The organism is Pseudomonas cimarronensis (genome assembly GCF_049331905.1).
Classification (GTDB): domain Bacteria; phylum Pseudomonadota; class Gammaproteobacteria; order Pseudomonadales; family Pseudomonadaceae; genus Aquipseudomonas.
This window is the reverse complement of sequence record NZ_CP186283.1, coordinates 1,497,284-1,516,649: the sequence shown is the minus strand read 5'-3', so window position 1 is coordinate 1,516,649 and position 19,366 is coordinate 1,497,284. Positions and strand designations below refer to the sequence as shown.

At 62.8% G+C, this 19,366-nt stretch carries 22 protein-coding genes; 10 read left to right on the top strand and 12 right to left on the bottom strand.

The window, feature by feature from the left end:
- Window positions 1-51: 51 nt before the first annotated feature.
- The 6 genes from ACOCLD_RS07060 to ACOCLD_RS07035 all read right to left on the bottom strand — a co-directional run bounded on the left by ACOCLD_RS07060 (window position 52) and on the right by ACOCLD_RS07035 (window position 5,430).
- The gene (locus tag ACOCLD_RS07060) at window positions 52-663 is read right to left on the bottom strand and encodes a DUF2846 domain-containing protein (protein ID WP_422911359.1); all 612 of its coding nucleotides are present in this window, start codon (window positions 661-663) and stop codon (window positions 52-54) included.
- Between the two features lie 75 nt (window positions 664-738).
- Entirely contained in the window at window positions 739-1,896 is a 1,158-nt protein-coding gene (locus ACOCLD_RS07055; RefSeq protein ID WP_422911358.1) for a phospholipase D-like domain-containing protein, read from the bottom strand.
- A gap of 124 nt (window positions 1,897-2,020) precedes the next feature.
- Window positions 2,021-2,353 carry an amidase gene (locus tag ACOCLD_RS07050; RefSeq protein WP_422911357.1) on the bottom strand — a complete coding sequence of 111 codons (333 nt, stop codon included), beginning with the start codon at window positions 2,351-2,353 and terminating at the stop codon, window positions 2,021-2,023.
- Complete coding sequence (locus ACOCLD_RS07045; protein ID WP_422911356.1) at window positions 2,350-3,474, bottom strand: serine hydrolase domain-containing protein; 1,125 nt, start codon at window positions 3,472-3,474, stop codon at window positions 2,350-2,352. Before ACOCLD_RS07045 ends, ACOCLD_RS07050 begins: the two co-directional genes overlap by 4 nt.
- Before the next feature lie 120 nt (window positions 3,475-3,594).
- On the bottom strand, window positions 3,595-4,380 hold the full coding sequence (locus tag ACOCLD_RS07040) for an MBL fold metallo-hydrolase (protein WP_422911355.1): 786 nt from the start codon (window positions 4,378-4,380) through the stop codon (window positions 3,595-3,597).
- Between the two features lie 162 nt (window positions 4,381-4,542).
- The gene (locus tag ACOCLD_RS07035) at window positions 4,543-5,430 is read right to left on the bottom strand and encodes an acyl-CoA dehydrogenase (RefSeq protein WP_422911354.1); all 888 of its coding nucleotides are present in this window, start codon (window positions 5,428-5,430) and stop codon (window positions 4,543-4,545) included.
- 148 nt (window positions 5,431-5,578) lie between these two features.
- Between ACOCLD_RS07035 and olsB the strand changes: the two genes are divergently transcribed.
- Together olsB and ACOCLD_RS07025 are read left to right on the top strand one after the other, a co-directional pair.
- Entirely contained in the window at window positions 5,579-6,328 is a 750-nt protein-coding gene (gene olsB, locus ACOCLD_RS07030; protein WP_422911353.1) for an L-ornithine N(alpha)-acyltransferase, read from the top strand.
- An 83-nt stretch (window positions 6,329-6,411) separates the two neighbouring features.
- The gene (locus tag ACOCLD_RS07025; RefSeq protein WP_422911352.1) at window positions 6,412-7,191 is read left to right on the top strand and encodes a lysophospholipid acyltransferase family protein; all 780 of its coding nucleotides are present in this window, start codon (window positions 6,412-6,414) and stop codon (window positions 7,189-7,191) included.
- On the opposite strand, the gene ACOCLD_RS07020 is transcribed toward ACOCLD_RS07025, so the two are convergent.
- On the bottom strand, window positions 7,188-7,772 hold the full coding sequence (locus tag ACOCLD_RS07020) for an ACP phosphodiesterase (RefSeq protein ID WP_422911351.1): 585 nt from the start codon (window positions 7,770-7,772) through the stop codon (window positions 7,188-7,190). The genes ACOCLD_RS07025 and ACOCLD_RS07020 overlap by 4 nt on opposite strands.
- A 127-nt stretch (window positions 7,773-7,899) precedes the next feature.
- Here ACOCLD_RS07020 and ACOCLD_RS07015 point away from each other — a divergent pair, with 127 nt between their 5' ends.
- The 3 genes from ACOCLD_RS07015 to ACOCLD_RS07005 are packed head-to-tail and all read left to right on the top strand — an operon-like array spanning window position 7,900 to window position 10,476.
- Window positions 7,900-8,202, top strand: a complete 303-nt coding sequence (locus ACOCLD_RS07015; RefSeq protein ID WP_257777169.1) for an ArsR/SmtB family transcription factor — start codon at window positions 7,900-7,902, stop codon at window positions 8,200-8,202.
- Window positions 8,203-8,242: 40 nt separating this feature from the next.
- Window positions 8,243-9,409 (top strand): MFS transporter, encoded by a 1,167-nt coding sequence (locus ACOCLD_RS07010; RefSeq protein ID WP_392540729.1) that lies wholly within the window; start codon window positions 8,243-8,245, stop codon window positions 9,407-9,409.
- A 17-nt stretch (window positions 9,410-9,426) separates the two neighbouring features.
- On the top strand, window positions 9,427-10,476 hold the full coding sequence (locus ACOCLD_RS07005; protein WP_422911350.1) for an alkene reductase: 1,050 nt from the start codon (window positions 9,427-9,429) through the stop codon (window positions 10,474-10,476).
- Between the two features lie 179 nt (window positions 10,477-10,655).
- Here ACOCLD_RS07005 and ACOCLD_RS07000 read toward each other — a convergent pair whose 3' ends face one another.
- Window positions 10,656-11,501, bottom strand: coding sequence for an ATPase (locus tag ACOCLD_RS07000; RefSeq protein WP_233683808.1), 846 nt, complete (start codon window positions 11,499-11,501; stop codon window positions 10,656-10,658).
- 389 nt (window positions 11,502-11,890) lie between these two features.
- On the opposite strand from ACOCLD_RS07000, the gene ACOCLD_RS06995 reads away from it, so the two are divergent.
- Complete coding sequence (locus tag ACOCLD_RS06995) at window positions 11,891-12,202, top strand: hypothetical protein (protein ID WP_233683807.1); 312 nt, start codon at window positions 11,891-11,893, stop codon at window positions 12,200-12,202.
- 17 nt (window positions 12,203-12,219) lie between these two features.
- On the opposite strand, the gene ACOCLD_RS06990 is transcribed toward ACOCLD_RS06995, so the two are convergent.
- A complete protein-coding gene (locus ACOCLD_RS06990; protein ID WP_422911349.1) occupies window positions 12,220-13,212 on the bottom strand; it encodes an NAD-dependent epimerase/dehydratase family protein in 993 nt (330 codons plus the stop codon).
- Between the two features lie 160 nt (window positions 13,213-13,372).
- Between ACOCLD_RS06990 and ACOCLD_RS06985 the strand changes: the two genes are divergently transcribed.
- Window positions 13,373-14,428, top strand: coding sequence for a saccharopine dehydrogenase family protein (locus ACOCLD_RS06985; protein WP_422911348.1), 1,056 nt, complete (start codon window positions 13,373-13,375; stop codon window positions 14,426-14,428).
- Here ACOCLD_RS06985 and ACOCLD_RS06980 read toward each other — a convergent pair.
- Entirely contained in the window at window positions 14,418-15,323 is a 906-nt protein-coding gene (locus ACOCLD_RS06980) for a LysR family transcriptional regulator ArgP (RefSeq protein WP_422911776.1), read from the bottom strand. The two genes, ACOCLD_RS06985 and ACOCLD_RS06980, sit on opposite strands and share 11 nt — an antisense overlap.
- 89 nt (window positions 15,324-15,412) lie before the next feature.
- Between ACOCLD_RS06980 and ACOCLD_RS06975 the strand changes: the two genes are divergently transcribed.
- The 3 genes from ACOCLD_RS06975 (at window position 15,413) to ACOCLD_RS06965 (ending at window position 17,201) form a co-directional block, all read left to right on the top strand.
- Window positions 15,413-15,814 carry an ACT domain-containing protein gene (locus ACOCLD_RS06975; RefSeq protein WP_422911347.1) on the top strand — a complete coding sequence of 134 codons (402 nt, stop codon included), beginning with the start codon at window positions 15,413-15,415 and terminating at the stop codon, window positions 15,812-15,814.
- Window positions 15,815-15,819: 5 nt separating this feature from the next.
- Window positions 15,820-16,431, top strand: a complete 612-nt coding sequence (locus tag ACOCLD_RS06970; protein ID WP_422911346.1) for a LysE/ArgO family amino acid transporter — start codon at window positions 15,820-15,822, stop codon at window positions 16,429-16,431.
- Between the two features lie 188 nt (window positions 16,432-16,619).
- Window positions 16,620-17,201, top strand: a complete 582-nt coding sequence (locus ACOCLD_RS06965) for a superoxide dismutase (protein WP_090249029.1) — start codon at window positions 16,620-16,622, stop codon at window positions 17,199-17,201.
- A gap of 66 nt (window positions 17,202-17,267) precedes the next feature.
- On the opposite strand, the gene ACOCLD_RS06960 is transcribed toward ACOCLD_RS06965, so the two are convergent.
- Both ACOCLD_RS06960 and ACOCLD_RS06955 read right to left on the bottom strand, forming a co-directional pair.
- Window positions 17,268-17,912 carry a hypothetical protein gene (locus tag ACOCLD_RS06960; RefSeq protein ID WP_422911345.1) on the bottom strand — a complete coding sequence of 215 codons (645 nt, stop codon included), beginning with the start codon at window positions 17,910-17,912 and terminating at the stop codon, window positions 17,268-17,270.
- Window position 17,913: 1 nt separating this feature from the next.
- Window positions 17,914-19,209, bottom strand: coding sequence for an ammonium transporter (locus tag ACOCLD_RS06955; RefSeq protein ID WP_422911344.1), 1,296 nt, complete (start codon window positions 19,207-19,209; stop codon window positions 17,914-17,916).
- Between the last annotated feature and the right edge of the window lie 157 nt (window positions 19,210-19,366).

The window sequence follows — 19,366 nt, the reverse complement described above, 5'->3', positions numbered from 1 at the left end:
GCCATGTTAAAGCCGCAGTAACGGGCCAGCCTTGCGCTGGCCCGTTACGTTTTAGATACCGATCTTGTCCAGCGACTTGCCAACCTTGCGCCAGAAGCTGCGCTGCATGCGTTCGGTTTCGCCACTGGCGGCAATCCGTTCGAAGGGCTGGATTTCCCGGGTAGCACCGATTTCCGCGTCCGCCACCGCCTTGGATACCAGTTGCAGCGGGCCGTCGCCCTGGCTCGGTGCCTGCTCGTTTACCGGCGGAGGGTTGAGTTCGTCATAACGCAAGTAATAGATACCGCCGGCTTCGGCATCCAGGGCAAAGCTGCTGATCAGGGTGAAATCCAGCGGCCCGTCGGCGAAAAAGGTCCAGTGCGTACCGAACAGCGGACGACGCATTTCCAGCTGGTAACTGGCGATATCGAACTCCAGCACCATGTAGGCATTGCTCGGCAGGCTGCCGATGCGTGCGTTATTCAGAAACAGCGCGGGGGCTTCCAGCTCCTGATCGGCCCAGTCGCTCTGCGGGCGGTAGAGGTAAACCAGGGCGTGGTTCTCGTCACTGAGCACATGCTCGCGGAATACCTCGCCCTCGGTTGCGCCAAAAAATGCCCCAGGGGTCGAGCAACCACTCAAGGTGACCAACAACAGCACTGCAAGCCAGGGCAGACCACGCATCGACAGCATCCTTATTCGAGTTATGTAGCGAGCATAGCGGCGCCCTGCCCGGCCTACACCAGACAAAAGTGCGGGTCAGCGGCGGCGATCCAGCAGGTTGACCAGCAATTGATCCAGCGCGCCCCAGATGGACTGCTGCAAACGCCGCCACCAGGGCCGTGCGCGCCAGTCGGCCAGGGTGATTTCCTGGCTATCGGCAAAGTCCGCCTGAAAGCTCGCCGCCACGCTGGCGGTAAAGGCAGGATCGAGCGCTTCGAGATTGGCGTCCAGGTTGAAGCGCAGGTTCCAGTGATCGAAGTTGCATGAGCCGACACTGACCCAGTCGTCTACCAGCACCATCTTCAGGTGCAGAAAGCGCGGCTGGTACTCGAATATCTGCACCCCAGCCTTGAGCAGGCTGGCGTAGTAACGCTGGCCGGCAAAGCGTACCGGTGGGTGATCGGTATGCTGCCCGGCCAGCAGCAAGCGCACCTCAATACCGCGCTTGGCCGCTTGGCGCAGGGTGCGGCGTACCCGCCAGGTCGGCAGAAAATACGGCGTGACCAGCCAGATACGCCGCTTGGCACCGCGCAAGGCGCGTACTAGCGAGAGCAGAATATCGCGGTGCTGCGAAGCATCAGCAAAAGCCACCCGGCCCAAGCCCTGCCCCAGCGCCGGTAAAGCCGGCAGGTTCTTCAGGCGCAGTGGCATGCGCGGTCGCCAGGCGATCCAGGCCTGACTCGCCTGCCATTGGCGCTCAAACAGCTGCTGCCAGTCGGCCACCAGCGGCCCGCTGATTTCCACCATCACCTCATGCCAGCTGCTGCTAATTTGGCCGGGCAGCCAGAATTCATCGGTCGAGCCGGTGCCACCGACAAAGGCAAACTGTTCGTCGACCAGTAATAACTTGCGGTGATCACGGTGAAAGTTGCGCACGCCGTGTTTCCAGCGCAGCGGGTTGTACCACTGCACCTTCACGCCAGCCGCCTGCAGCAGTTGCCGATCCGTCACCTGCAACCCCTGTGCGCCAAAGGCATCGAACAGGCAACGCACGACCACGCCGCGTTGCGCGGCAGCGCACAAGCTATCGATCAGCACGCGGCTGCACGCCCCGCTTTCCACCAGGTAAAGCTCCAGCTCGACCTGCCGCTGCGCGGCGTCGATGCGCGCCAGCATCCGCACGAAGAACTGTGGCCCGTCGATCAGCAAGTTCAGTGCGTTACCGCGTCGCCAGGGAAAGACGTTATGCGGCATGACCGTTCACGCGGCGGTTGACTCTGCGCATTGCGGCTCACGCATGGGAAATGGAGTCGCCACCATAGCCGCCCGGCAGGGCCTTGCAAACCCTGCCGGGCGATCAAGCAGAGCGCGGTACTGGTTACGGCAGCGGCGCAGCCTGCGGTAACAGCTGACAGCCCTCGCGTGGGCCCAGCCATTGCGCGCTCTGGGTACTGCCCAGACCACGCGCGGTCACGCGCTTGTTGGCCGAGTCATCGAAGAAGCCGGAGAGCGCAACATACTGCGCCACATACTCCTCGCAGTAGTCGGCCGGGTTGTTCGCCACATAGCGGCACGAGCAGTATTCCTTGGCCGAGTAGGCACCGATGATCCCCGGAAAGGCCTGCAAATGGGTACGGTTCTGCCAGGCCAGGGCAGCGAGTAATAGCGCAATCAGCAGCAACAGGCTGCTGAACGGACGACGACGAATCATGGCTGCACCTCATCGGCCAACGCGGCAAGAACCAGTTTGAGGAAATGGTTGCGATCAAAGCTGCCATCGCGGTCATCGGCATAGCGCACGATCACCAGGTTCTCGCTGGCAATCACATACAGCCCTTGCCCCCAGTGTCCGGACGCCACCAGGGTGTCTTCCGGCGCATCCGGCCACGGCCTGCTCGCACCAGCGACTGCCGCATTGAGCCACCATTGGCCGCCAGGCACCGCTTCACCCGGCTTGTCGGCCTGCGGTTGGTAGTTGGCGAACGGCGTGCGGTTGAACTCGACCCAGGCTTTGGGCAGCAACTGCTGCTCGCCCCAGCGGCCATCGCGTTGCATCAGCAGACCAACACGGGCCAGGTCACGAGCGTTCATGTAGACGTATGAGGAACCGACAAAGGTGCCCGCAGCATCGCGCTCCCACACGGCGGTGGTGATACCGAGCGGGTCGAACAGGGCGGTCCAGGGGTAATCGGCATAAGCCGCCTCGCCCACCATGTTCTTCAACGCGGCGGCCAGGACGTTGGTGTCACCACTGGAATAGCGGAAGCGCTCGCCCGGCTCGGCATCGGCGCTGTGCGCGGCGGTGAAGGCCGCCATATCACCGCGGCCACGGGTGTAGAGCATCGCCACTACCGAGGATTTCAGTGGCGCGTATTCATAATCTTCCTGCCAGTCCAGGCCCGAGGCCCAGTTGAGCAAGTGGCCGACCTTGACCTGCGGGTGTGCAGCAAACGGCGGGTAGTAATCGGCCACCGGCGCATCCAGACGGAAGCGGCCCTGGCCGTAGGCCACGCCCATCGTAGTAGCCAGCAGACTCTTGGCCATCGACCAGGTCAGGTGCGGCGTGGCGGCGGTGGTCGGTGCGGCATAGCGCTCATAAACCACCTGGCCATCGCGGATCACCAGCAGGGCATCGGTGCGCACACCTTTGCGGGTGGCGTCATCACGGGCGGGAAAGGCGTAGCTTTCCAGCTCACTGAGCGCGGCGCTGGGCGCGGCCAACTGGCTGTCCCAGTCGCTGCCAGGCCAGTTCTCGGCGTGCGCCGTGGCGCAGCACAGAGCGAAGACGCACGCCAGCATCAGCCGCCGCGCGGGAAAGGGAGTGAAGGACATGGAGCCGCCTCTGCAGGGATCGAAGGCGGCACCCTAGCATGGCGCTGATGACGACAAAAAGCGCCGAACACGCCGGTTTAGCCGGCAATTCGGCGCGAAAAGTCAGTGCATGGATAGCCACTACTTCGGCAGGCGGTAATCCTCCGGCCCCATCAGATCCATGCCGCACTCCAGGTTTTCGATCCAGTAAAGGAAGGCATTGATCATTTCCGCACCGACAAAAGGCCGACCGTGCTGCGGCACAATCATCGCCACATCCATCTCGCGAACCATCGCCGCCCAAAGCCGGCAGGCTTTGTTGCCCGCCATATAGCGCCGGTGAAAACCGAGCATGTTCGGCGCATGGTTGACGAAGTCCGTCACCGGGTGTGCGTCATCGACCATTGAGGCGCCCATGTCACCGGAAAACAGAATCTTGCTCACCGGGTCATACAACTGAAAGTTGCCCACCGAGTGGAGAAAATGTGCCGGCACCGCCTTGAGCGTGCATTTGCCCAAGGCAAACGACTGGCCGCGATCTGGCAGCGCGATGATCCGGTCAAAGGTGTTGATGCCACGGCTGAGCGCCAGGTAGTTGGCCGTCAGATGCGGCAGAAAGCGCGCCCAGAGCTTGGAGCAGATCACCCGCGCGCGGGTGTGCAGCAGCCATTTGTCCAGCGAGGCGATGATGTCCGGGTCCTGGTGCGAGGCGAAGATATAGGTCAGGTCCTGCACCGGGATGTGCTTGGACAGTTCCAGCGACAACGGCGTGTAGGTCAGGTCGCCGCCCGGATCGAGCAGCAGGTACTGCTCGTTGTCGGTGATCAGGAACTGGTTGGACTGCACGCCCTCCCCGCTGACCAGGTCATCGAACATCATGCACTGATGCTCGCCGTTATCGAACAGCACTATGGGCTCGCGTCGCATGGCAGGCTCTCTCCCGAAAGCCCGCGAGCTTACTGGCGCAGCGGCTCGGCCTTACTGATCTGGATCAAGCCGGCTGACATGTGCTGGCTAAACCCGTAGCCCGGATGCAATCCGGGGCAACCCCTTGCCTATACAACCGCTCCCGGATTACATCCGGGCTACTTAGACGGTCATGCCAAACGCTGTTAGCGCCTTCTGCAAACGTTTGCTGCGCGCGCTGCCGGCAATCGCCAGCAGACCTTTGTCGCGCTGCCAGAGCTGCCCCCAATGCGCATCACCGGCAGCAAAAGCGTTGTCCAGATCACTGCGCAGGCTGTCGAACTGGGCAAACAGTCCAGCCAGCATCAGATGGCTGCCTGCGGCACTTGGGCATTGCCGCGCCACTTCCGCGCAGCCGGCCAGCAAACCCAGCAGACGTAATTGCAGGGCCTGCGGCCAGGCCGATTCCTGGCCTACGCCGAACAGCCAGGCCGTCAGCGCCGCCAGCACGTGGGTGTCTTCCAGGGTGCGGAAGGGTTTTACGTAGTCATCCCATCCATCGCCGGGTAGCCGTTCGCACTGCGCGCACTGCAAATGCAAACGACCATGGCTGATATCCGGCATCAGCGGCAACGCTGGCAGCGTCTCGATCTGCACGCCCGGCGCGCCATTGCGCACCACCCCAAGCGCAAGCTGCACCGGCGCGCCGTTGGTTTCCTCGCGAGCAGCCACCAAGAGCCAGTCGGCGGCTTCAGCGGCGGTGACGAAATCCTTGCGGCCCTCAAGGGTCAGGGCATTGATCCGCGTACTCATGTCCGCAGGCCGCGTGCTGCGGTTTTCAGTCACGCACAGCGCGCCCAGGGTCCAGGGCGCGGCCGGCCAGAGTGCGCGCAACGCGCCCTGATAACCGGCAAGAAATGCCAGCCCCGGGGTCGCTGCCAGTCGGCCGCCGAGCAGGGCCAGCTGTAACGGAGTCGGGTTAGTGAGGCGCTCGAGCAAACTGGCGTACCACTCCTCCAGCCCCGCGACCGGCAGACGAATTTGCGGGCTCAACAGCTGTTGCCAGGGCATGCATTACTCCTTATTGGAATTATCGAAGTCACTGTCACACAAGCATCACCAAAGATTCACGGAGGTGACACCGCCGCTACCTAGCCTGAGCTTGCCCAACAAGATCGACCGGCTGCAAGGCAAAAAGCCGGCTAATGGAGATGACGGCATGACCCAGATGGCACTTAAAGCTACTCCCGCTCGCCGCCTGCAGGCCGAGCGCTTACACGGCGCTGCCGCCCTGCGCGAAGCCCAGGCGCTGCGCTTTCGCGTATTCAGCGCCGAATTCGATGCCAAGCTCAAGGGTGCCGAACTGGGCCTGGACATGGATGACTACGACATTCACTGCCAACACATCGGCGTGCGTGACCTGGGCAGCGGTGAGCTGGTGGCCACCACCCGCCTGCTCGACCACCGCGCGGCCGCCAGCCTGGGACGCTTCTACAGCGAAGAAGAATTCAGCCTGCACGGCCTGCCGCACCTCGAAGGGCCGGTGCTGGAAATCGGCCGCACCTGCGTCGACGCAGCCTACCGCAACGGCGCGACCATCGCCGTGCTCTGGGGCGAATTGGCCGAAGTGCTCAACCAAGGTGGTTACCGCTACCTGATGGGCTGCGCCAGCATCTCCATGCAGGACGGCGGCATCCAGGCCCAGGCAATCATGCAGCGCCTGCGCGAACGCTACCTGTGCACCGAACACCTGCGCGCCGAACCGAAGACCCCGCTGCCAACGCTGGATGTACCGAGCAACGTGATCGCCGAAATGCCGCCGCTGCTCAAGGCCTATATGCGCCTGGGCGCGAAGATCTGCGGCGAGCCGTGCTGGGATCAGGATTTCCAAGTTGCCGACGTGTTTATCCTGCTCAAGCGTGACGAGCTGTGCCCGCGCTATGCACGGCATTTCAAAGCTGCTGTTTAACAGCAGGTCGGAGTAATGTTGCACAACTCGCCGGCACTCTGTAGACAGTGCCGGCGTTTGTGTTTTTGCAGCGAGAGAGTTCGATGAAGAAAGTGCGTTTATACCTGCGCCTGGCGCGCCTGCTGCTGGTGATCAGCTTCGGCACCCTGCTGGCGGCAGGCATCACCCTGCTCGAACGTCTGGTGCGACATGACCTGATGCCAACCCGTCAGCGCCTGACTCGCTGGTTTCTCGCGCGCCTGGCAGGAGCGCTGCCATTCCGCTTGCAGGTGCAGGGCGAGCTGCCGCGCCAGCCGATGCTGTGGGTCAGCAATCACGTGTCCTGGACCGATATTCCCCTGCTCGGCATGCTCACCCCGCTGTCCTTTCTGTCGAAGGCCGAGGTACGCACCTGGCCGGTGGCCGGTTGGCTGGCGCACAAGGCCGGCACCCTGTTTATCCGCCGCGGTTCGGGTGATAGCGGCCTGCTCAGCCAGCAGCTGGGCAACCACTTGCAACGCGGGCGTAACCTGCTGATCTTCCCCGAAGGCACTACCACCGATGGCCTCGGCCTGCGCACCTTCCACGGCCGCCTGCTGAGCAGCGCGATCGACAGCGGCGTCTATATACAGCCAGTGGCTATCCGTTACCTGCGTGATGGCAAGCCGTGCAGCGTGGCGCCGTTTATCGGCGATGACGACATGCTCTCGCATCTGCTGCGCTTGCTCGGCAGCGAGTTGGGTGAAGTGCAGATCCAGTTGCTTACACCGATTGCCAGCAGCGAGCTGAACCGCAACGCCCTGGCTCGCGCGGCGCAGCAAGCGATCAGCCAGGCGCTGTTTGGCACAGCTGAACTAGGCGAGGAAGAAAGCCAGGCCGCTTAATCGACGAGCCCGCGCTCGCGAGCAACAAAGGCCTGTAACTCCGGATAGAACTGGCGAAAATCCTCCAGCAGCGGCTGATACAACCGCTCCAGTTCGGCGGCACCGCCGGCCAGCAAGCCTGGCCGCGACAGCCGCCGATCAATCCCCGCGACCACCTGCTCCAGCACGGCAAATTCGCGGTAACTGCCCAACCAATCCTGTGCCGCCATACGCGGCGCAATATGCGCCAGGCGCTCAGGTAAACGCGGCTCGGCGGCCAGCACCTGATACACCCGCCCGGTAAAGCGCGGCAGTGGCTCAGCAGCATAATCAGCCCAGTTCCGCGCCAGGCAATGATCGAAAAACACATCCAGCAAGATGCCGCTATAACGCCGCCGTTCTGGGGCAAAGCGCGCCCGTGCCTGCGCTTGCAGCGGGTGGCTGTCGGTGAATACATCGATACGCCGATGCAGGTGGATTGCCGCTTCGATATCCGCCGGCCACTGCCCGGCCAGCGGCCCCTTGACGAAATCGCCATACAGACTGCCCAGCAGTTGTGCCGGCGCGTCGCCGCCGAGGTGTAAATGCGCGAGGTAATTCATGGCCACAGCTTACACATCAGCCGCCGTGATGATGACTATCGCCACGAACGATCTGTATATCGTCAGTAGCCGATATAAAGTTCGCCCCATCGCGATATGGCGTTACAGCGCACAGGGGATAACCCGTATGCAACTCGACATCGATGAAGTGATCAAGGCTCTGGCCCACCCTGTGCGGCGCGACATCCTGCATTGGCTGAAAGACCCGCAGACGTATTTCGCCGACCAGGATCACCCGCTGGAAATCGGTGTGTGCGCCGGCAAGATCGACCAACGCACCGGGCTGTCGCAATCAACAGTCTCGGCGCACCTGGCGACCTTGCAGCGCGCCGGACTGATCAGCAGCAAGAAGGTCGGCCAGTGGAACTTCTTCAAGCGCAATGAAGAGACCATCCAGGCGTTCCTCAATCACATGAGCCAAGCGCTCTAAAACTCACTGTTCATTCACCCTTCTTTCAGGAGCTGACGGCATGCCTGCAGCGCTTCTCGTCCTCGCTTTGTCCGCGTTTGCCATCGGCACCACGGAATTCGTCATCATGGGCCTGCTGCCGGAAGTGGCCGGCGACCTCGGCGTGTCGATTCCCGGCGCCGGCTGGCTGGTCACTGGTTACGCCCTGGGCGTCGCCATCGGCGCGCCCTTTATGGCCCTGGCCACTGCCAGCTGGCCGCGTAAAGCGTCACTGCTGACGCTGATGAGCATCTTTATCGCCGGCAATCTGTTCTGCGCCCTGGCCAGCGATTACCAGATGCTGATGCTCGCCCGAGTGATCACCGCCCTCTGCCATGGCGCCTTCTTCGGCATCGGCTCGGTGGTTGCCGCCAGCCTGGTGCCGGCCAATCGCCGCGCGTCAGCAGTCGCCTTAATGTTCACCGGCCTGACCTTGGCCAACGTGCTCGGCGTGCCGCTGGGTACCGCCCTGGGTCAGTACGCAGGCTGGCGCTCGACCTTCTGGGCCGTGACCCTGATTGGCGTGATTGCCCTGATTGGCCTGTGGCGCGTGCTGCCCAACAAAACCGATGAAGCCAAGGCCGACTTCGCCAGCGAAGTGCGTGCCCTGCGTGGTGCCGGCCTGTGGCTGGCGCTGAGCACCACGGTGCTGTTCTCCGCGGCGATGTTTGCCCTGTTCACCTATATCGCGCCGCTGCTTGGTGAAGTCACGGGTGTATCGCCCAGTGGCGTGACCTGGACCCTGCTGCTGATCGGCCTCGGTCTGACCCTGGGTAACGTGCTCGGCGGACGCCTGGCCGACCGCAGCCTTAAAGCCACCCTGGTCGGCGTATTCGTCGCCATGGCGGTGATTTCCACCCTGTTCAGCTGGACCAGTCAGGCGCTGATCCCCGCCGAGATCACCCTGTTCCTCTGGGCCACCGCAGCCTTCGCGGCCGTGCCGGCCTTGCAGGTCAATGTGGTGGCTTTTGGCAGCGGCGCGCCGAACCTGGTGTCGACCCTGAATATCGGCGCCTTCAACCTCGGCAACGCCCTCGGCGCCTGGGTTGGCGGCCTGGTGATTGCCGAAGGCTTCGGCCTGACCCGCGTACCCCTGGCCGCTGCCGCCCTGGCTGTACTGGCGTTGCTGGCCACCCTGCTGACCTTTAGTACCCGTAGCCCTGAACCCGAACTTGCACTCAACGAATAACCTGAGAGGACCGTCCCATGACTACGCTTTTCGACCCGATCCAGATTGGCGATCTGCAACTCAACAACCGCATCATCATGGCCCCGCTGACCCGTTGCCGCGCCGATGAAGGCCGCGTACCCAACGCGCTGATGGCCGAGTACTACGTGCAGCGCGCCAGTGCCGGGCTGATCATCAGTGAAGCCACCGCCGTAACCCCGATGGGCGTCGGCTACCCGGACACCCCCGGCATCTGGTCGGATGATCAGGTCCGCGGCTGGAGCAATGTGACCAAGGCCGTGCACGCTGCTGGCGGCAAGATCGTTCTGCAACTGTGGCACGTTGGGCGTATCTCCGACCCGATCTACCTGAACGGCCAACTGCCGGTCGCACCGAGCGCCATCCAGCCCGCGGGCCACGTCAGCCTGGTGCGGCCGATAAAAGACTTCGTCACCCCGCGCGCCCTGGAAACCGAAGAAATCGCCGACATCGTCGATGCTTATCGCCTGGGCGCGGAAAACGCCAAGGCCGCCGGTTTTGACGGCGTGGAAATCCATGGCGCGAACGGCTACCTGCTCGACCAGTTCCTGCAGAGCAGCACCAACCAGCGCACTGACCGCTACGGCGGCAACCTGGAAAACCGTGCGCGCCTGCTGCTGGAAGTCACCGATGCGGCGATTGAAGTCTGGGGCGCTGGCCGTGTGGGCGTGCATCTGGCACCGCGCGCCGACAGCCATGACATGGGCGACGCCAACCGCGCCGAGACCTTCACCTACGTTGCTCGTGAATTGGGCAAGCGTGGCATCGCTTTTATCTGCGCCCGTGAGAAGGAAGCCGACGACAGCCTGTCGCCAAGCCTGAAACAAGCCTTCGGCGGCGTGTTTATCGCCAACGAGCGCTTCACCAAGGATCAGGCCAATGCCTGGCTGGCAGAAGGCAAGGCCGATGCGGTGGCCTTTGGCATTCCGTTTATCGCCAACCCGGACCTGCCGGCACGCCTAGCACAGGATGCCGAGCTGAACACGCCGCACCCGGAAACCTTCTACGGCCAAGGCCCGGTCGGCTACCTCGACTACCCAACGCTGTAAGCCTGAGCTTGCCGCTCTGTCGTAGGAGGGGCTGGGCGGCATTCCGCTTTAGTCGCGATAGCGTGACCCAGCGTTCGCCGCTAAAGCGCCTCCCACAGAGGCTCACCAGCACCTAAGTGAGGTTTTAAACGCCTCAAAAAGAAGCCCGCCAATTGGCGGGCTTTTCCGTTGCGACTCACTCAGCGTGCATCGATCTGCTGCTGCAGGTTCAACACCTGCGCCTGCAGGGTGCTGATATTGCGGCTCATCTGCGCGCGGAACGCATCGAACTCGGCGGTACTGCTGCCGGCCGAGCGGGTTTCCAGATCGCTTTTCAACACCAGCAGGTCCTGCTCGACGCGAGCAATTGCCTGGCTGGAGTTCCCCTGCTTCTTCAGCGCATCGATCTCGCTGCGCAGACCGGCAATCTTCTCGTCGAACTTGCTCTGCCCGGCCAGGGCGCTTTTCAGGGTGGCTTGCTCATTTTTCAGCACCGCCTGTTCGGCGCTGAGTTTGTTGAGGATGCCCTCCAGCTTGGCATCCCCACCTTCCTGGCCTTTCAGCTGCGCGGCCAGCTGCTCAAGGCGCTTGCTCTGCTCGCTATTCTGCCCACTGACGCCCTGCTGTTGCTTGCTCAGCTCGGCCAGTTTGCTTTCCAGCTGCTTGACCTGCAGCTTCAGCGCTTCACTGCCGCTGGTGACCGACGATTCGGTGGCAACCACCTTGCCGGAAATGTCCTGAATACGACCGGCGGCTTCCTCGCTGATGCGCGCAAAGCTTTCCTGAGTCGCCACCAGTTGCTGCTCCATCAGGCTGATCTGCTGGAAGCTCCACCAGCCGAGCCCGCCCAGGGCGATCATCAAGGCGCCAACCAGCGCCCAGAGCGGGCCGGTGCTGGCCGATTTCACCGGGGCAGCGGTCGCCGCGCGGCCATAGGCAGGGCTGCGCGCCGGCTCCGCCTGCTCGGCGGCATAGTCATCGTGATCGCGGTGGTCAGCGCGCAGGCTGGGCACATGATCGAGTTCGTCGTGGGCATCGTTACGCATGGGTCAACCTTCAAGAAAGCGCGGGGTGAGGAGCCTGTCGGACTTAACACTGCTCTGCTGCGAAAAAGCCCGACAGGCTCCATGCAAATTGCCGCGCAGTATAACGTTTCGCGCGCAGCGCTTCAGTGTCGCGCCATGCCAGTGCGAAACGCACCGACGAAGGGCACGGCTCAGCCCATCGACCCGCTGCAGGCCGCGCAGTTCCGCAGAATGTGAGCTGGTACGCGCTTTGCACTTGTCTATTTGCGACGTTTTCGTAGGGCCAGGGAAACCGGCCGTACAGGCGCGATCCGCACGCGGCAAACGCGGCGAGACCAGGCCGGTGGCATTGCGGCTGGGTGACACCCAGCCCACTTGCCCACTTGTAATAGCTAGGGGGGGAAAGGTCCATGGAGCTGAACAGAGAAGTACTGGATTGCATGATGAGCCTGCGCCGCAGGCTGCGCGAAGAACTGACTGTGGACATTCGCATGAGCCAGCCTGATGCGATCAACAGCATGCTCAGCGCCTGCCTCACCTCAAGCAATGAGGAAACCCGCCAACTCGGGCAATTGCTGGCCCAGTACAGCGATCGCCCCTTCGGCGAGCCTGCAAGCACACCACGGATGCAGGCCGGCCACCCGCTGCTGGTGGAAGAGCATGCGCACCGCCCGGCCAGCGGGTCGGTACGTATGTATCGCGGACAGCGCGTTTATGCCTGAGCCTGGTTACCCGAACATCAACTCCGGTGATGCGCCTGCCACCAGGCGCAAAATTCATCCAGCGCAGTCCACAGGCTGGTCTTGGGCTCGTACTCCAGGTACTGGCGGGCGCGGCTGATATCCAGGGAGAAATCCTTGGCCATCACTGCCACGCCCAGGCGGAACAGGGTCGGCTCCGGGCGACCGGGTAACAGCTTGCACACGCCTTCATTCAGCGCCGCCGCACCATAGGCCAGGCCATAGGGCAGATGGCGAGTGACCGGAGGCAGGTCGAGTTTGCGCAGCACATAGTTGACCACGTCCCACAGCGGCACTGGCGCGCCGTTGCTGATGTTGTACACCTGTCCCAGCGCTGGCCCGGCGGCCAGCAGGCAGCTCATCAGCGCTTCATTGAGGTTGTGCACACTGGTGAAATCGACCTTGTTCAGGCCGTTGCCGATGATCGACAAGCGTCCCTTGCGCTGCATATTGATCAGCCGCGGGAAGATGCTGGTGTCGCCGGCGCCGGTAACAAAACGCGGGCGCAGCGCCAGCACTTCCAGGCCGAATTCCTGGGCAGCAAATACCTGCTGCTCGGCAAGAAACTTGGTTTTGCCGTAGTGATCGGAAAAGCGCTTGGGCAGCTGTTCTTCACGCAGGCCGACATGCGCCTGGCCATCGAAATACACCGACGGCGACGACAGATGCACCAGGCGTCGTACCTTCTGCTTGAGGCAGGCCTCCACCACGTTCTCAGTGACCGTAACGTTGGCCTGGTGGAAATCCTCGTAACGCCCCCACACGCCAACCGCGCCGGCACAATGCACCACTGCATCGACATCCCGACACAGCTGCTGCACCAACTCGGGGTCAGACAGATCGCCTTGAATAAATTCCGCACCGCGCGAACTCAGGTGCTCGACGCCTTCGGCGCGGCGCCCGTTGACCCGCACACTCAGGCCCTGCTCCAGGGCAAAACGGGCAAAACGCCCACCGATAAAACCGCTGGCTCCGGTCACCAGAATCTTCATTGCAACCCCCGTTTAGCCTGGCTGATGCGCCACTCTAGCAGCGCACGCTGTGGCATTGCAGGCCATATCAGCGACCGCACACACCCTGCGATAGGCAACAGCGCCGCCCACAGCGGCTAAGCTGCCAGGCGCAAACCTGATAACAACCAAGGAGCATGGGATGTCGACGCACTGGATGATTTACGGCGCCAACGGCTACACCGGCCATCTGATCGCAGCCGAAGCCAAGCGCCAGGGCCTCACGCCCATTCTCGCCGGACGCAATCCGGCTGCCGTACACGCCCTGGGCAGCCTGCTCGGCCTGGAATGCCGGATATTCGATATCCAGCAACTGGATCGTGCCAAGGAAGCGCTGGCGGATGTCGCCGTGGTTGCCCACTGCGCAGGGCCGTTTTCCGCCACCAGCGCACCGATGCTGGAAGCCTGCCTGGCCAGCGCCACCCACTATGTCGATATCACCGGCGAGATCAGCGTGTTCGAAGCCGCGCACCAGCGTGATCAGCAGGCTCACGAACTGGGCGTGGTGGTCTGCCCCGGTGTGGGCTTCGATGTGATTCCCAGTGATTGCTTGGCCGCCTGCCTGCACCAGGCCCTGCCCGATGCCACACACCTGGCGCTGGGTTTTGACAGTGGCAGCGGGTTGTCGCCCGGCACCGCAAAAACCTCGGTGGAAGGCCTGAAGTTTGGCGGCAAGGTACGCCGTGCAGGAGTGATCACCGATGTGCCACTGGGCTATAAGCGCCGCACCATCAACTTTGGCCGCGGTGAAAAACCGGCGGTCACCATTCCCTGGGGCGATGTGTCCACCGCCTACCACTCCACCGGCATCGACAATATCGAGGTGTACCTTCCAACGCCGACGGCAGCCGCCATCGTGATGCGCCTGATCGACCCGCTGCGCGGGTTGCTGGGTCTGGATGCAGTGCAGAACTGGCTCAAGCGTCTGATCGAAAAACGCGTCAGCGGTCCCGATGCAGCCAGCCGCGCTCGTCAGCGTACCTGGCTGTGGGGTGAGGCGCGCAATGCAGCCGGTGAGATAAAAACCGCGTACCTGGAAACCGCCAATGGTTATGACGTCACCGTGCACGGCGCCTTGCTGAGCGTGCGGCATTTGCTCGATTACAGCGGCCCCGGCGGCTACTTCACCCCCAGCAAGCTGCTTGGCGAGCGCTGCGTGGAACAACTGCCGGGCTCGGGCAAGGTGGTTATTTCCTGAGCGCTACCAGGCTTTGGCCCGCGGCCTGGGTCAGGTAGCGCGTCAGCTGATTAAGCAGCTCACCGCCATTGCGCCAATGGTGCCAGTACAGCGGCACATCGATTGGCCGGTCGCTGATCAACTCGACCAGCTCGCCACGGGCCGTTTCCTGTTGCACCTGCAACTCGGGGATCAAACCCCAACCAAACCCGGCCTGCGCCAGACGGATAAAGCCCTCGGATGACGGGCACAGGTGATGGGCAAACCCGCCTTCCACGCCGAGGCCGGACAGGTAGCGGTGCTGCAGCAGATCATCCGGACCGAAGACGATGGCAGGCGCATGGGCCAGCGCCTGTGCCGTCACACCTGTTGGAAAATGCCGGGCAATAAACGCCGGGCTGGCCATGGCGCGATAACGCATCGCCCCCAGCAATACAGCCCGTGCACCAGCTACCGGGCGCTCGCTGGCACATACACAAGCGGCGACTTCACCGGCACGCATGCGCTTGAGGCCGACCTCCTGATCCTCCACCACAAGATCCAGCAGCAAGCGCTGCTCGGTGCAGAACGCGCCTACAGCGCCAGCCCACCAGGTGGCCAGGCTGTCAGCATTTAGGGCAATACGCAGGCGCTCCGGCAAACCGCCCTCATCCAGCCCCGGCACCTGCGCCTGAATATCACGTTCCAGCAAACGTACCTGTTGTACGTGGTTAAGCAGACGCCGACCGATTTCCGTGGGCGCCGGCGGCACCGCACGCACCAGCACCGGCTGACCGACGCGCGCCTCGAGCAGTTTGATCCGCTGCGACACCGCCGACTGCGACAAACCCAGCACCTGCGACGCCCGCTCGAAGCCAGCCTGCTCGACAACAGCGGCCAAAGCGGCGAGTAGTTTGTAATCCAACAAAATAAGAATTCCTAATGAGAGATCAGGATTATTGGTTTCTCTTATATACCCAGCCACAGCAGACTGACCAGCATCACCACTCGAAACAGGCAAACCACATGGACGGCGAAACCTCACTGACCACCTTGCTGCGCAGCATGAGCCCACAGCTGAACGAGGGCGTTTACGTATTCTGCTGTTTAAGCGATGCCTCGCAACTGAAGGGCATACAACCGCTGGGCAGCTTTCAGGAAGCCGAAGGCCTCACGGTGATCCTGCCGCACCAGCAAGCCGAACACCTGGGCTTGCCATTCAGCTACGTAGCCGCCTGGCTGACGCTGCATGTGCATTCGGCGCTGGAAGCCGTCGGCTTGACGGCTGCCGTTGCCAGCGCCCTGGCGCAAGCCGGGATCAGCTGCAACGTGATCGCCGGCTTCTACCACGACCACCTGTTCGTCGCACATGCCGATGGGCCGCGCGCACTGGCGGTTCTGCAACAGCTCAGTGCACAGACGGAGTAACCGAGATGTGGCAAAGCTACAGCAACGGATTACTGATCGCCGCCGGGCTGATCATCGCCCTCGGCGCGCAGAATGCCTTCGTGTTGGCGCAAAGCCTGCGCCGCGAACATCACCTGCCGGTGGCGCTGCTCTGCGTGGTCTGCGATGCCCTGCTGGTGGCCGCCGGAGTCTTCGGCCTGGCCGCCGTGCTGGCGCAAAACCCGATTCTGCTGGGCATGGCGCGCTGGGGCGGCGCGGCTTTTCTGCTCTGGTATGGCGCCCAGGCTCTGCTGCGGGCCAGCCGCCCGCAGGCCATGGGCTACAGCGCCGACAGCGGCCCGCGCTCACGCAAGGCCGTGCTGCTGGCGGCCCTGGCGGTGACCTTGCTCAACCCGCATGTGTACCTCGATACGGTCCTGCTGATCGGCTCACTCGGCGCCCAACAGCCGGTGCCCGGCGCCTATGCCCTGGGTGCGGCCAGCGCTTCATTGATCTGGTTCTTCTGCCTGGCTCTGGGCGCGGCCTGGCTCGCCCCCTGGCTGGCGCGCCCGAGCACCTGGCGAGTTATCGACCTGAGCGTGGCGCTGATGATGTTCACTATTGCCTGGCAGTTGCTCAACGGCAGCCAAGTAGGCTGAAACCGCACTGCCGCAGGCCGGCGCAGAGCGCGCCAAGTTGGTTTTCCACACAGTTGCCGCGTGTTTAAGGCGCAGGGCCGGTGCTATGATTCAGGGCTTGCGGCGCAAAGAGATAACTCACGCCGCTGAGATGGCCGCCCGTGATCGGCTTCGCGCACACCGCACCTGACCTGATTAGGAGATAGACAATGGCTTTCGAATTGCCGCCGCTGCCCTACGCACATGACGCCCTGCAGCCGCACATTTCCAAGGAAACCTTGGAATTCCACCACGACAAGCACCACAACACCTATGTCGTGAACCTGAACAACCTGGTCCCAGGCACCGAGTTCGAAGGCAAAACCCTGGAAGAGATCGTCAAGACTTCGTCCGGCGGCATCTTCAACAACGCCGCTCAGGTCTGGAACCACACCTTCTACTGGAACTGCCTGGCACCTAACGCCGGCGGCCAGCCGACGGGTGCCCTGGCTGACGCGATCAACGCTGCCTTCGGTTCCTTCGACAAGTTCAAGGAAGAGTTCAGCAAGGTTTCCATCGGCACCTTCGGTTCCGGCTGGGGCTGGCTGGTGAAGAAGGCTGACGGTTCCCTGGCTCTGGCCAGCACCATCGGCGCCGGCTGCCCGCTGACCAGCGGCGACACCCCGCTGCTGACCTGCGACGTCTGGGAACACGCCTACTACATCGACTACCGCAACCTGCGTCCGAAGTATGTTGAGGCGTTCTGGAACCTGGTGAACTGGGACTTCGTAGCGAAAAACTACGCGGCCTAAGTCAGCGCTCCCGAATAACAAGAAACCCGGCCATGTGCCGGGTTTCTTGTTTTCTGCACCTGCGTTTTACAACAGCTTGCGCGGCGCAAAAGCCAGATGCAGCGCCTCGACCTGCTGCACCGCCTGAGTCAGACGCTGATCAGCCACCACGGGCCCCAGGTACTCACACAGGCCGATGTAGAGCAGATTGAGCAACTGCCGCAGCTGCTCCAGCCCCAGGCCAGCCAGTTCCAATTCCGCGCCCTGCTCCAGCCAGCCCCGCACACGCAGGCGCTGCTCATTGCTGCCGCGCAGGTTGCTCAGATTGCCCGCAGCAAAGCGTTGCAGCCGTGGCAGCAGGCCGGCATCCAGTTCGTTGAACAGCACCCGGCTCAATGCCTCGAAGGTATGCCGCGCCTGCACGTCTGCCGCAACGATCGCTGGTGCACCCAGGCCCATGCGCTGCCGCCAGCTGAGCAACTGCGGCTCCGGGTCCGGCAGCAATGCCGACAACGGCCCGGTCAGCGCACCCACCAGTTCGCGGTACAGCTTGGCGCGCTCCAGCTTGCGCTCGCTGGTGGCGGCCACCTCACCGAGAAACTCATTGAGGGCAAACGGTGGCTTATCGGCGTATTTGCTTTCCCACAGCGCCAGCACGGCCAGCAGCTCGTCCTCGGCGAAGTGTCCGGCCAGGCCGGTATAGATCGCCCGTCGGCGAGTAGTCAGACTCATCTCACACCCTCCTTGGCATGTCGTTGTTGTCGAAGGTCACCGCCAGGTTGAATTCCGGATAACCCACCTCGGCATGCTCGGCATAGTCCAGGCCGCGTTGTTCATACTGAGTAGACGTGCGCAGACCAAGGGTTTTCGCCAGCAACAGGTAGAGCATCAGCGCCAGCGGGAAGGCCCAGACAAACGCCACACCGGCGCCCAGCAGCTGCACCCCGACCCGCGACCAGTTGAACAGGTCACCACTGAAGAACAGCCCGGCCGCCACAGTGCCCCAGACACCGGCAAAACCATGCACAGGCACGGCGCCGACCACATCATCCAGCTGCCAACGCTCCAGCAGGCGCATGCCGAACACCACCACACCACCGGCCACCAGCCCGGTCAGCAAGGCAAACAGCGGCGACATGGTTGCGCAACCGGCGGTGATGCCGACCAGGCCGCCGAGCGAACCATTCACCGTGGTCGTCAGCAGCACCGGGCTGGAGGTACTGCGCTGCGCCAGAAAGGCTCCCAGCGCTCCTGCCGAGGCTGCCAGATGGGTATTCAGGGCAATCAGGCCAAGGCTGACATTCATCTCCAGGCTGCTGCCGGCATTGAAGCCAAACCAGCCGACCCAGAGGATAAAACCACCCAAGGCCACCAGACTGAGGTTATGCCCGGGAATGCTGCGCGGTGTGCCGTCCGCCGCAAAACGTCCCAGGCGCGGCCCCAGCACCAGAATGCCGGCCAGTGCGCACCAGGCGCCGATGCTGTGCACCACGGTCGATCCGGCAAAATCGATAAAGCCCAAGGCCGCCAACCAGCCCTGGCCACCGTAGATGCCGCTCCACACCCAGCTACCAAACACCGGATAGATAAAGCCGCTGATCACTACCGCACCGATCAGGTAAGCCGAGTAACGCGTACGCTCGGCCATCGCACCGCTGGCGATGGTCGCCGCCGTGGCCGCGAACATCATCTGAAACAGCAGAAAGGTGAAATCCCAGGGCTCGCCGGTATGTGGCGCGAAATGGCTCATGCCAAACCAGCCGGTGATATTGCTGCCGAACATCAGGCCGAAGCCCAGCAGCCAGAAGGTGATGCCACCGACGCAGCCGTCCATGTAATTTTTCATCATCACATTAACCGCGTTCTTCGCCCGCGACATGCCGCTTTCCAGCAAGGCAAAGCCGGCCTGCATAAAGAACACCAGCACACTGGCCAGCACCAGCCAGGCGGTATTGATCGCCTCGTCACTGGCCGCCTGGGCAAAAGGTGAAACCGCACATGCAGCTATCCCTAACAGTCGAGTTTTCATTGCAGCGTCCCCCATGACGGTGAGTACCCGGGGCTTCGCAACTCTCATGCCAAAGAAAAAGAATAGATGGGCGCGCGTTTTAACCTTCCCCAGTAGTGGCCTTAAGGGCCGACACCGAGGATGACCGTGCATAAAAACCGCCCAACGGTGCTCAAGC

Coding starts and splice junctions, on each gene's coding strand:
- ACOCLD_RS07060 (WP_422911359.1), bottom strand. CDS start 663: ATGCGTGGTCTGCCCTGGCTTGCAGTGCTGTTGTTGGTCACCTTGAGT.
- ACOCLD_RS07055 (WP_422911358.1), bottom strand. CDS start 1,896: ATGCCGCATAACGTCTTTCCCTGGCGACGCGGTAACGCACTGAACTTG.
- ACOCLD_RS07050 (WP_422911357.1), bottom strand. CDS start 2,353: ATGATTCGTCGTCGTCCGTTCAGCAGCCTGTTGCTGCTGATTGCGCTA.
- ACOCLD_RS07045 (WP_422911356.1), bottom strand. CDS start 3,474: ATGTCCTTCACTCCCTTTCCCGCGCGGCGGCTGATGCTGGCGTGCGTC.
- ACOCLD_RS07040 (WP_422911355.1), bottom strand. CDS start 4,380: ATGCGACGCGAGCCCATAGTGCTGTTCGATAACGGCGAGCATCAGTGC.
- ACOCLD_RS07035 (WP_422911354.1), bottom strand. CDS start 5,430: ATGCCCTGGCAACAGCTGTTGAGCCCGCAAATTCGTCTGCCGGTCGCG.
- olsB (WP_422911353.1), top strand. CDS start 5,579: ATGACCCAGATGGCACTTAAAGCTACTCCCGCTCGCCGCCTGCAGGCC.
- ACOCLD_RS07025 (WP_422911352.1), top strand. CDS start 6,412: ATGAAGAAAGTGCGTTTATACCTGCGCCTGGCGCGCCTGCTGCTGGTG.
- ACOCLD_RS07020 (WP_422911351.1), bottom strand. CDS start 7,772: ATGAATTACCTCGCGCATTTACACCTCGGCGGCGACGCGCCGGCACAA.
- ACOCLD_RS07015 (WP_257777169.1), top strand. CDS start 7,900: ATGCAACTCGACATCGATGAAGTGATCAAGGCTCTGGCCCACCCTGTG.
- ACOCLD_RS07010 (WP_392540729.1), top strand. CDS start 8,243: ATGCCTGCAGCGCTTCTCGTCCTCGCTTTGTCCGCGTTTGCCATCGGC.
- ACOCLD_RS07005 (WP_422911350.1), top strand. CDS start 9,427: ATGACTACGCTTTTCGACCCGATCCAGATTGGCGATCTGCAACTCAAC.
- ACOCLD_RS07000 (WP_233683808.1), bottom strand. CDS start 11,501: ATGCGTAACGATGCCCACGACGAACTCGATCATGTGCCCAGCCTGCGC.
- ACOCLD_RS06995 (WP_233683807.1), top strand. CDS start 11,891: ATGGAGCTGAACAGAGAAGTACTGGATTGCATGATGAGCCTGCGCCGC.
- ACOCLD_RS06990 (WP_422911349.1), bottom strand. CDS start 13,212: ATGAAGATTCTGGTGACCGGAGCCAGCGGTTTTATCGGTGGGCGTTTT.
- ACOCLD_RS06985 (WP_422911348.1), top strand. CDS start 13,373: ATGTCGACGCACTGGATGATTTACGGCGCCAACGGCTACACCGGCCAT.
- ACOCLD_RS06975 (WP_422911347.1), top strand. CDS start 15,413: ATGGACGGCGAAACCTCACTGACCACCTTGCTGCGCAGCATGAGCCCA.
- ACOCLD_RS06970 (WP_422911346.1), top strand. CDS start 15,820: ATGTGGCAAAGCTACAGCAACGGATTACTGATCGCCGCCGGGCTGATC.
- ACOCLD_RS06965 (WP_090249029.1), top strand. CDS start 16,620: ATGGCTTTCGAATTGCCGCCGCTGCCCTACGCACATGACGCCCTGCAG.
- ACOCLD_RS06960 (WP_422911345.1), bottom strand. CDS start 17,912: ATGAGTCTGACTACTCGCCGACGGGCGATCTATACCGGCCTGGCCGGA.
- ACOCLD_RS06955 (WP_422911344.1), bottom strand. CDS start 19,209: ATGAAAACTCGACTGTTAGGGATAGCTGCATGTGCGGTTTCACCTTTT.